Genomic DNA, 9,110 nt, shown 5'->3' on the forward strand with positions numbered 1-9,110 from the left:
GCTCTAGCGGTACATCAGGTTGACGCACACCAGGGTAAGCACCAATACCAGGATGGTCAGTGGCAGGCCGGCGCGCAGGAAATCCGTGGCGCGGTAGCCGCCGGGGCCCGCCACCATCATCAGTGCCGGATGGCCCGAAGGCAGCAGGAAGGTATTGGACGAGGACACCGCCACGATCAGTGCATAGGCCGATGGATTGCCGCCGGTCGTCACCGCCACGCTGATGGCGATCGGCACCATCATCACCGTCGCGCCCACGTTCGACATCACCTGCGAGAACATCAGCGTGAGTATCGCGATGGACAGCTGCAGGGTCCATTGTGGCGCGCCGCCGAGCACGTGCAGCACCTCCTGCGCGATCCACGAGGCGGTGCCGGTGGAATCCATCGACCAGCCCAACGGGATAAGACACGCGGTCACGAAGATGGTCTTCCAGTTGATCGCCTTGTAAGCCTCGTCCATGTTCAGCACGCCGGTCAGCAGCATGCCCACCGCGCCGGTCATCATGGCGATGGAAAGATCCAGGTTGGTAAACAGCGCCAGGCATTTGGCCAGCAGGAAGAACCCCACGGCTTGCCAGATCTTGCCGGGGCGTTGTTCTTCCTTGGGGATGTCGGTCACCACCACCAGGTCGCGGTCTTCCTGGGCCAGCAGCAGGTCGCGCCAGTTGCTGTGCAGCACCAGGGTGTCGCCGGCGCGCAGGCTCACCGCGCGGACGTCCTCGCGGAAAACCTGGTCGCCGCGGTTCACCGCCAGCACCGAGATGCCGAAGCGCTTGCGCAGGCGAAGCTCGCCCACCGACTGCTTCAGGAACCTTGAGCTGGGCGGGATCACTGCCTCGGAAATGCCCGCACGGCTGGAGTTGAACTGTTCGCCCAGCTGGCGCATGCGCGTGGACACGCGGCAAAGCTGGTTGTTGGCAAACGCGTTCACTTCATCGCGCGGGCCCAGCACGCCAAGCACCGTGCCCACCCAGATCATCTGGTCGGAAGGCGGCGCCATGCGCGCCTCGTTGCCGTTCTTGATGGCAAGGATCAGGGGCGCGCCATGCAGTTGCTCGGTTTCGCCGATGCTCATGCCCACCAGCGGGCTCTCGGCGGTGACGGTGAGTTCAGCAGGCTCGCCGGCGATACCATACGTATCGGCGAAGTAGCTCTCCGTGCGGCCCGGCGTGACCTTCAGGCGGTCGTCCTCGCGGTCGGGCAGCAGCTTTCGACTGAAGAAGTAGAAGAAGGCAATGCCCGCCACTGCCAGCACCAGGCCCACGGGTGTGACGCTGAAAAGGCCGAACTTGGGGATGGTGTGCGCGCCCGGTGGCAGGTTCGCATTCGCGCTGGCGATCAGGTCGTTCAACACGATCAGCGGGGAGTTCGCGATCAGCGTGGTGTTGGTGCCGGTGAGGATGCAGAACGCCATCGGCAGCAGAAGGCGGGACATCGGCACGCCGGTGCGGGCGGAAAGGCGGCTGGTGACCGGGATCATCAGCGCGGCGAGGGCCTGGCTGGGAATCAGTGCGCTGAAAAGGCTGGTGACGCTGTTCACCACCACGCCCAGGCGCGATTCCACGCCGCGCGCCATGCGCATCACGAACGAAGCGGTCAGGTTCAGCACGCCGGCGCGGTCGAGCCCTGCGCCCATGATCATGATCGCGATGATGGCGATCACGGCGTTGCCGGCGAACCCCTTGAACACCTGCTCGCCGGGGATCAGGCCGGTGAGTCCGATGGTGACCACCACCAGCAGGGCGACGAGATCGGCGCGGATCCACTCCAGCACCAGCATCAGCATGGTGAAGCCCACCAGCCCGAGCACCAGGATCATTTCGGGGGTGAGGGTCAATGCCACGTGCCGGCAATCCTGGCCAAGGCGAAGGAAGGTTCGTGCCGGTGAGTATACGCGCGGCTACCGACTCCAGGCTGACTTGGTGCTCAATTCACTTCGTAAAGAAAATCCCAGACACCGTGCCCGAGCTTCAAGCCCCGCCGTTCGAAGTGGGTCTCGATGCGCCAGTCCGGTCGCGGCGCCACCGCACGCGAACCCAGGCGGTTTGTCCATGCAGGCGCCGCTTCCATCACGTCGAGCATGTGCTCGGCGTACTCCTGCCAATCAGTGGCCAGGTGCAGCAGGCCGCCGGGGACCATGCGTGTGGCAAGCATGGCGACGAAGTCCGGCTGCACCAGGCGGCGCTTGTTGTGGCGCTTCTTGTGCCAGGGGTCGGGAAACCAGATGCGCACTTCGGACAGCGATCCGGCGGGGATCTCCCGCTCGAGCACTTCCACCGCGTCGTGCTTGTAGATGCGTACGTTGGCGGCATCGCGTGCAGCCAGGGTATTCATCAGGCGGCCGACACCCGGGCCATGCACTTCCACGCCGAGGTAGTCGCGCGCCTTGTCGTGTTCAGAGGCCCAGGCCAGGGCCTCGCCGTTGCCGAAGCCGATCTCCAGCACCCGCGCCGCCTGGCGCCCGAAAGCGGTATCCAGATGGCACGCCTTGCCCTGGTAATCCAGGCCGAAGCGCGCCCAGTGGTCGTCGAAGGCACGTTGCTGGGCGGGGGTCATGCGGCCTTCGCGCAGCACGAAGCTGCGGATGCGCCGCATCATCGGCGAGGGAGTGTCGTCGCTCATCGGAGGGCTCCGATGCGCTGTAAGGAATCGATCTGCATCAGGGCATTGTAGCGGCCGAAGGCCGTGGTTACCGCACGGTACCCACCCCGGAGTTGCCTCCCCTGGAGCCATTGCCGTTGCCATTGCCGGCGGGCCTGGATTCGACGGTGCGCGCCGGCACGCTCATGCGTACCTGGTTTCCTGGCGCCGGTTGTGCCGGTGGTGGACGCTGCCAGCCACCATGGTTGCCATTGCCCTCGCCATGTCCGTTGCCGCCCTGCGGGCCATTGTCGTTGCCACCGTGCCAGCCATGTCCGTTGCCTGCTTGCCAGCCATCGCCAGGCGGGCTGATCGGACGGCTCATGTATTGCACCTGCGGCCTGGCACCGCCATCGAGGTTGCCGCGATAGGTATGGACCACATCGCCCTGGACGCGAGGCACGAAGCCCGAGGTCTGTGGCATGTCGTTGGTGGAGACCACCCGGGCCCGCGACTGGGCGACCTGCTGCATCTGCCCTGGGTTTGGCGCGATGAAACTCAGGCCTGGACGTGCGCTGGCGCCCGCGTCGCGGTTTACGCGCGACACCGTGGAAACGACCGTGGGCGGACTGCGGTCAGGTACGCGCATGACATTGAAATCGTGTGGCCGGCCGTCATGACCGCGTTGCGCCCACGACCGTCCATCGCCGGGTGCGGGGCCGTTGGGCTGGCTGGCGTGCTGCTGGAAGCGCCGGATTTCAGGGAAACTCGATGCCGGTGTATTGGCGGCCGCCCACGATTGTCCCGGGCGTCCATGGCCGGGCGGTGGCGGTACCTGGGCGGCCTCGAAGCCCGGATCGTGCAGTCGACGGCGGCCGGGCACCCAGCCCCAGCGGCCATGGCGGTGGGTCCAGGTGCCGTAGTGGAACGGCGCGAATCCCCAAGGCTGATCGTCAACGTAGGTCCAGCCCCAGGGATCGACGTAGTCCCAGGAGCCTGAGTCATAGGGTTCCCAATCTTGTGCCACGTCGTTCGGATACCACACGGCGCCATCCTGGGGATCTTCCTGCCAGGTGCCGTAGCGGTCGAGATCCTGGTAGCCGACGGTATCGGATGACACGTACTGCGTGGTGGCTGGCGCCACGAAACTCCCGTCACGGCCGAGTGTCCAGGTGTCGAAGGCATCCGATGGTGCTAGCCCGCTCACCGCCAGAGCCGTCAGCGAGGCATTGTCGAAGCGATAGCTTTGACCGGCTTTCAAAGTCAGGGGTCCCGCCGCCTTGCCATAGGCAGACGCGCTGCCTTCGCGCAGTTTCACGGCGGTATAGGCCTTGCCAGCCTCGAAGCGATAGCGGCCTGGCTTATCGATCAGTACGGCAACCTTGTCGGTATCGATTTCCAAGGTCTGGCCCGGGTTGAGGGTACGCACGCTCACCTGCAGCACACCCGAAGGCAGGGCGAAGCGGGCCTGTGCCGGCGAGAGCGACGACACCCCCAATTCACTTGTACCGCCGAGCCGCAGCACCGTTCCGCCAAGATCCACCTCGGCCAGCGACGAGCCCTTGGTGGCAAGGCGTTCGCCCTGGGCCAGCGGCCGGTTGAGCTTGGCCGGTTCCCAGGGACCGGCGCCGTTGGCGAACAGCGATGCATCGCCATGCACGTAGGAAATGCGTGCCACTTGTGGGGAGGTGCTGTTGTCCTGGGCGTGCAGCGCGCCGGTAGCGACCATGGCGGCGAACGCCACGCCGAGCAGGAATCTTTCCGAAGCGGTCATCTGTGCCTCCATGGCGGCAATGCCCCCGCATCGCGCCGCAAGACGATTATGCGCTCCGGTGGGGGCAGGGGGATGTGCCCTGGCTGTCCGTTCAGCCGCCGTCGTGGTTGTTCCACCCCGCCGCATGCATGGGGTACCATCGCTCTCCCACGCGGGTGTAGCTCAATGGTAGAGCTGTAGCTTCCCAAGCTACTGACGAGGGTTCGATTCCCTTCACCCGCTCCATCTACGATTGCGATCGCACTGGGCGTTCTCCTTGCTTCCTTCTTGCGAGGGTCAGCCTGCGGATGCACGAAACTGCGCATGGGCCGAAAAGGCTCCTGCGGTCAGGTTTATGTCGGCGCCAGGGATATGAGCCTTGTGCGCGACGTCCTGCCATCCATCGACGGCCGCCATGACTTCTTCCACGGCCAGCCGGACCTGGTCGTCAGTGAGGCCGTAGAACATCGCCGTGCCAAGGACCATATCCAGGCTCGGACGGTCGTCCGCGTCGTCAAGGTTCAAGACGTGTTCGGCCTTGTCGATGTTCGGGTTGACGTCGAAGGCGGGGGCAAGTCGCCACCCTGTTTCGCCGAGCACGAACCCATGGTTGCGAAGGCCTCGCGGCGCTTCATCAGGGTCCGGCCCCAGCGATCGGGCGATGAATCCAGGAAGATGCCGAAGTTGCCCAGCTCTGGTTTCGGAAAGAAGGGGTGTTCGTCGAGTGAGAGATCCGGATCGAGCGCGAACGCCCGGGAGCCGGCCAACCAATCGCGGCTGTAGTGGAAGCGGACCTGCCCGCGGTCATGCGCCAGGGCCAGGTCCTGGAGCTTCCGTCCGACCTTGTCATCGGCCGCCAGTGTTTCCCGGCGGGCGCCGACGCTGTTGCCTTGGCTGCCAGGGGCTAAGCCTTCCACTGTTGTGGGCCGGTTAGGACGATTTCTGGTGTTTGGGACATTTGCGTCTTGCGAACCAGGCGTTAGCGATGTGGCGCTGCTGACAGGCACGACATCACGTCCTTGCTTCACTTTGCGAGATCGTGACCCACATCGTCTTCACCCGATGACCGATGTGTAGAGTTATCCTTCGCAACCCTGCTCCCCGGACCATCCCGGATGCGCCTCTCCAATCCGACGGCATTCCCATGACCGAAGTCATCACCCTCGGCTGGCGTGAGCGGCTGGCGCTGCCCTCATTCGGCATCCCTTCGCTCAAGGCCAAGCTCGACACCGGGGCGCGGTCCAGTTCGCTGCATGTGGAGTCGTTGCGGGTATCGGAAGAGGGCAGCGATACCTGGCTTGATTTCGATGTCCGCACCGGCCGGCGCAGCCATCCGGTGCTGGTGCCGTGCCGGGCCCTGGCCACGGGGCGGCGGCGGGTGAGCGATTCTGGTGGTCACGCCAACATGCGCTGGTTCATTCGCACCGAGATCGAGATCGCTGGTGTACGGTTCGAGATCGACCTGAACCTCAACGACCGCCGGCACATGCTGTTCCCGCTGCTCCTGGGCCGCATGACCCTGCTCGACCGCATCCGTGTCGATCCGGCACTTTCCTATACCGCGAGCCTGCGGGGCGTTGTCGGCACGGGGTGAGGCCGCTGCCCCATAATCGTCACCATCGCGCGACCCTGGCGCGCTAGCATCGACATCATTGAATGCCCCGCCTGGCGGGGCATGCCGCCCCATCGGAGTCTCCCGGCTTTGAAAATTGCCATCCTGTCGCGTAACGCGCGCCTGTATTCCACGCATCGGCTGGTGGAAGCGGCGCGCAAGCGCAAGCACACCGTCAAGGTGATCGACCCACTGCGCTGCTACATGAGCATCGGGCCGCAGACGTTCTCCATGCATTTCAAGGGCAAGCCGCTGGGGCCCCTGGACGTGGTGATCCCGCGCATCGGTACTTCCAGCACCTTCTACGGCACAGCCGTACTCCGCCAGCTGGAACTGATGGGCGTGCACACGCCCAATCCCTCCGACGCAGTGCTCCGGGCCCGCGACAAATTGCGGTCGTTGCAGCTGATGGCGGCGCAGGGCGTGGATATGCCCAAGACGGCCGTGGGTGACAACCCCGACGACACCGCCGACCTCCTGGACATGCTGGGCGACCCCCCGCACGTGATCAAGCTCAACGAGGGCACCCAGGGCCAGGGCGTGGTGCTGGCCGAGAAGCGGGCGGCTTCGCAAAGCGTGATCGAGGCTTTCCGCGGCCTGTACGCCAATTTCCTGGTGCAGGAATTCGTCCGCGAGGCCAATGGCCAGGACCTGCGCTGTTTCGTCGTGGGCAACGAGGTGGTCGCCGCCATGCAACGGTCTTCCGCCCCCGGGGAATTTCGCGCCAACCTGCACCGCGGGGGTACCGCCGAGGCCGTGGAGCTCACCGACGAGGAGCGCCGGGTGGCCCTTCGCGCGGCCGCCACCCTGGGCCTGGGGGTGGCCGGCGTGGACCTGCTGCGCTCGGCTCGGGGCCCGCTTTTGCTCGAAGTGAACGCCTCCCCGGGCCTGGAGGGCATCGAGGCCAGTACCGGGGTGGATATCGCCGACGCGATCATCCGGCACTGCGAAGCCGGGGCCGGGGCCGAGCGGATGGCCCCGCCCAAACGCCGCCGCAAAAAGGCCGCTTAACAGCCATTTAAACGGGGCGGGTATATAACCTTTCCATCGGGGTTCGAAAGGCAATCCCAGTGGTTGCCGTCTTCTGGGCTTTCGGTCATCGGGGCAGTTCTTCTTTGGCCCGGGCGCCATGGCGTCCGGGCCTTTCTTTGCGTTCCCGTTCATTAATGTGACTGTGCGGGCCACGCGACAAACGTTAAGCTTCGTGGCAGCGGGGCCTTTGCCCCTCCGGCCTTGGCCCCACGGGGCGACTGCGCCGCCCTCGGACATCGGAGTGCCCGCATGCGTGTTCTGGTCATCGAAGACAACAATGACATCGCCACCAACATCGGCGACTACCTGGAAGACCGCGGGCATGTCGTGGATTTCGCAGGCGACGGTGTTACCGGCCTGCACCTGGCCGTGGTGCACGATTTCGACGTGATCGTGCTCGACCTAACCCTGCCGGGCATGGATGGCCTGGACGTGGCCCGCAAGCTGCGCCACGAGGCGCACAAGCAGACCCCGGTACTGATGCTTACCGCGCGCGACGCCCTGGAGCAGAAGCTCACCGGGTTCGAATCGGGCGCCGACGACTACATGACCAAACCCTTCGCGCTGCAGGAACTGGCAGCACGACTTGAAGTACTCGCGCGCCGCGGCAAGGGTCCGCAAAGCCGCGTGCTGAAGGTGGCCGACCTCACCTACAACCTCGACACGCTCACCGTGTCGCGCGAGGGCAAGCCCATCCAGTTGAACCCGATCGGCCTGAAGCTGCTGCAGGCACTGATGGAAGCAAGCCCGTCCGTGGTCACCCGCCAGGATCTCGAGCAGCGTGTGTGGGGCGAGGAACTGCCTGATTCAGACTCGCTGCGCGTGCACATCCATGGCCTGCGCGCCGCCATCGACAAGCCGTTCGAGAAGCCCCTCATCCACACCCGCCACGGCATCGGGTACCGCATGGTCGATCCGGATGCGGTCGCGGCGTAAGCTCCGCTTCCGGCTGATCGTCACCTTTGCGCTGTTCGGTTTCGGACTCAGTGCACTTTTCGCCTTCGCCGCGCTCAACATCCGGGCGAGGGTCGAAGAGCAGCTGATCAATTCCTCGCTGCAGGACGAGGTAGATCATCTCAACGACAAGGCGCTGCACGATCCCGGTGCGCCGTTCGCGTTCGAGATCGTCAAGGCGCAGACGGCCAGCGACCGCTTTCTCTACAAGGTGCCGTTGTCCTGGCAGCGGCTGGGCACCGGGGTGCACGACCTTTTCGAGCCCGGTTCCGATGGCAAGATCCATCACTACAAGGTGGCCGTGCGGCGCAAGGATGGCGTCAACAGCTTCCTGCAGTTCGATGTTTCCCGTGACGAACTGGGCAAGCAGCAACTGCTCATCAGTGTGATTGGCGCGGTGTTCCTGTTCGGCCTGGTATCGCTGGGCCTGGGCGTGTGGCTATCCTCACGCGTGCTGCGCCCGGTGACAGACCTCGCCCGCCGCATCCGCGAATTCCGCCGGGCCGGCAAGGTCGAGCCACTGGCGCTGCATTTCGCCGACGACGAAGTAGGTGAGCTGGCCGTGGCGCTGGACGACTACGCCGCCCGCCTGACCCTGATCGTGGAGCGCGACCGGGAATTCAATTCTGATGTCAGTCACGAACTGCGTACCCCGTTGGCGGTGATCGCCAGCACCACGGAACTGCTGCAGGGCTCGCCCGACCTCACCGATAAATTGCGCGAACGCCTCAAGCGCATCGAGCGCGCCTCGCGCCAGGCCACTGAACTGATCGAAGCCTTGTTGCTGCTTTCGCGCGCCGAGCGCCGCGGCCCCACGCGCGGTGAAACCACCGATGTGGCCAAGGTGGCCAGCGACGTGATCGAGAGCCAGCGGCCGCAGATGGGAGGCAAGCCGATCGAGATCGACTTGCTGGTGGCCGACCCTGTCACGGTCAACGCGCCCGCATCCGTGCTGTCGGTGGCGCTGACCAACCTGATCGGCAACGCCATCAAATACACCATGCAGGGCAAGGTGACAGTGCGCGTGGGCGACAACCGCATCGATGTTTCCGACACCGGCCCGGGCATCCATCCGGACGACGCGGAAAAACTCTTCCAGCGCGGTATTCGCGGTGAAGGCGCCGGCGGTAGCGGTGCGGGCCTGGGCCTTGCCATCGTCAAGCGGCTTTGCCACCTG

9 protein-coding genes and 1 tRNA gene are annotated in these 9,110 nt (G+C 65.2%); 5 read left to right on the top strand and 5 right to left on the bottom strand.

The features are described 5' to 3' along the window. Positions 1 to 3: 3 nt before the first annotated feature. From VGM61_RS14290 to VGM61_RS14300, 3 genes are all read right to left on the bottom strand, one after another. Positions 4 to 1,821 (bottom strand): SLC13 family permease, encoded by a 1,818-nt coding sequence (locus VGM61_RS14290; protein ID WP_331523509.1) that lies wholly within the window; start codon positions 1,819 to 1,821, stop codon positions 4 to 6. Between the two features lie 107 nt (positions 1,822 to 1,928). Continuing rightward, a complete protein-coding gene (trmB, locus tag VGM61_RS14295) occupies positions 1,929 to 2,624 on the bottom strand; it encodes a tRNA (guanosine(46)-N7)-methyltransferase TrmB (protein WP_331523500.1) in 696 nt (231 codons plus the stop codon). Between the two features lie 67 nt (positions 2,625 to 2,691). After that, a complete protein-coding gene (locus tag VGM61_RS14300; protein ID WP_331523501.1) occupies positions 2,692 to 4,356 on the bottom strand; it encodes a DUF6600 domain-containing protein in 1,665 nt (554 codons plus the stop codon). A 151-nt stretch (positions 4,357 to 4,507) separates the two neighbouring features. On the opposite strand from VGM61_RS14300, the gene VGM61_RS14305 reads away from it, so the two are divergent. After that, positions 4,508 to 4,581: transfer RNA gene (locus tag VGM61_RS14305), tRNA-Gly, on the top strand. 51 nt (positions 4,582 to 4,632) lie between these two features. Here the strand turns inward: VGM61_RS14305 and VGM61_RS14310 are convergent. Beyond that, entirely contained in the window at positions 4,633 to 4,860 is a 228-nt protein-coding gene (locus VGM61_RS14310) for a hypothetical protein (RefSeq protein WP_331523502.1), read from the bottom strand. After that, positions 4,857 to 5,252 carry a HipA N-terminal domain-containing protein gene (locus tag VGM61_RS14315; RefSeq protein WP_331523503.1) on the bottom strand — a complete coding sequence of 132 codons (396 nt, stop codon included), beginning with the start codon at positions 5,250 to 5,252 and terminating at the stop codon, positions 4,857 to 4,859. The genes VGM61_RS14310 and VGM61_RS14315 overlap by 4 nt, the downstream gene beginning before the upstream one ends. Positions 5,253 to 5,479: 227 nt before the next feature. Between VGM61_RS14315 and VGM61_RS14320 the strand changes: the two genes are divergently transcribed. From VGM61_RS14320 to VGM61_RS14335, 4 genes are all read left to right on the top strand, one after another. Further along, positions 5,480 to 5,929, top strand: coding sequence for an ATP-dependent zinc protease (locus VGM61_RS14320; protein WP_331523504.1), 450 nt, complete (start codon positions 5,480 to 5,482; stop codon positions 5,927 to 5,929). A 108-nt stretch (positions 5,930 to 6,037) separates the two neighbouring features. Further along, positions 6,038 to 6,958 (top strand): 30S ribosomal protein S6--L-glutamate ligase, encoded by a 921-nt coding sequence (rimK, locus tag VGM61_RS14325; protein ID WP_331523505.1) that lies wholly within the window; start codon positions 6,038 to 6,040, stop codon positions 6,956 to 6,958. A gap of 270 nt (positions 6,959 to 7,228) precedes the next feature. Beyond that, positions 7,229 to 7,915: a response regulator transcription factor gene (locus VGM61_RS14330; protein ID WP_250624244.1), complete on the top strand. Its 687-nt coding sequence runs from the start codon at positions 7,229 to 7,231 to the stop codon at positions 7,913 to 7,915. Next, positions 7,899 to 9,110, top strand: a 1,212-nt coding sequence (locus VGM61_RS14335) for a HAMP domain-containing sensor histidine kinase (protein ID WP_331523506.1), incomplete at its 3' end; no start/stop codon positions are given. The genes VGM61_RS14330 and VGM61_RS14335, both read left to right, overlap by 17 nt.

Origin of the sequence: Pinirhizobacter sp. (genome assembly GCF_036499745.1) — a bacterium.
GTDB lineage: Bacteria > Pseudomonadota > Gammaproteobacteria > Xanthomonadales > Rhodanobacteraceae > Pinirhizobacter.

What these genes read in the sequence shown, in the direction of transcription:
- trmB (WP_331523500.1), bottom strand. Translation starts at nt 2,624, where the DNA reads ATGAGCGACGACACTCCCTCGCCGATGATGCGGCGCATCCGCAGCTTC.
- VGM61_RS14320 (WP_331523504.1), top strand. Translation starts at nt 5,480, where the DNA reads ATGACCGAAGTCATCACCCTCGGCTGGCGTGAGCGGCTGGCGCTGCCC.
- VGM61_RS14330 (WP_250624244.1), top strand. Translation starts at nt 7,229, where the DNA reads ATGCGTGTTCTGGTCATCGAAGACAACAATGACATCGCCACCAACATC.
- VGM61_RS14300 (WP_331523501.1), bottom strand. Translation starts at nt 4,356, where the DNA reads ATGACCGCTTCGGAAAGATTCCTGCTCGGCGTGGCGTTCGCCGCCATG.
- VGM61_RS14290 (WP_331523509.1), bottom strand. Translation starts at nt 1,821, where the DNA reads ATGATCCTGGTGCTCGGGCTGGTGGGCTTCACCATGCTGATGCTGGTG.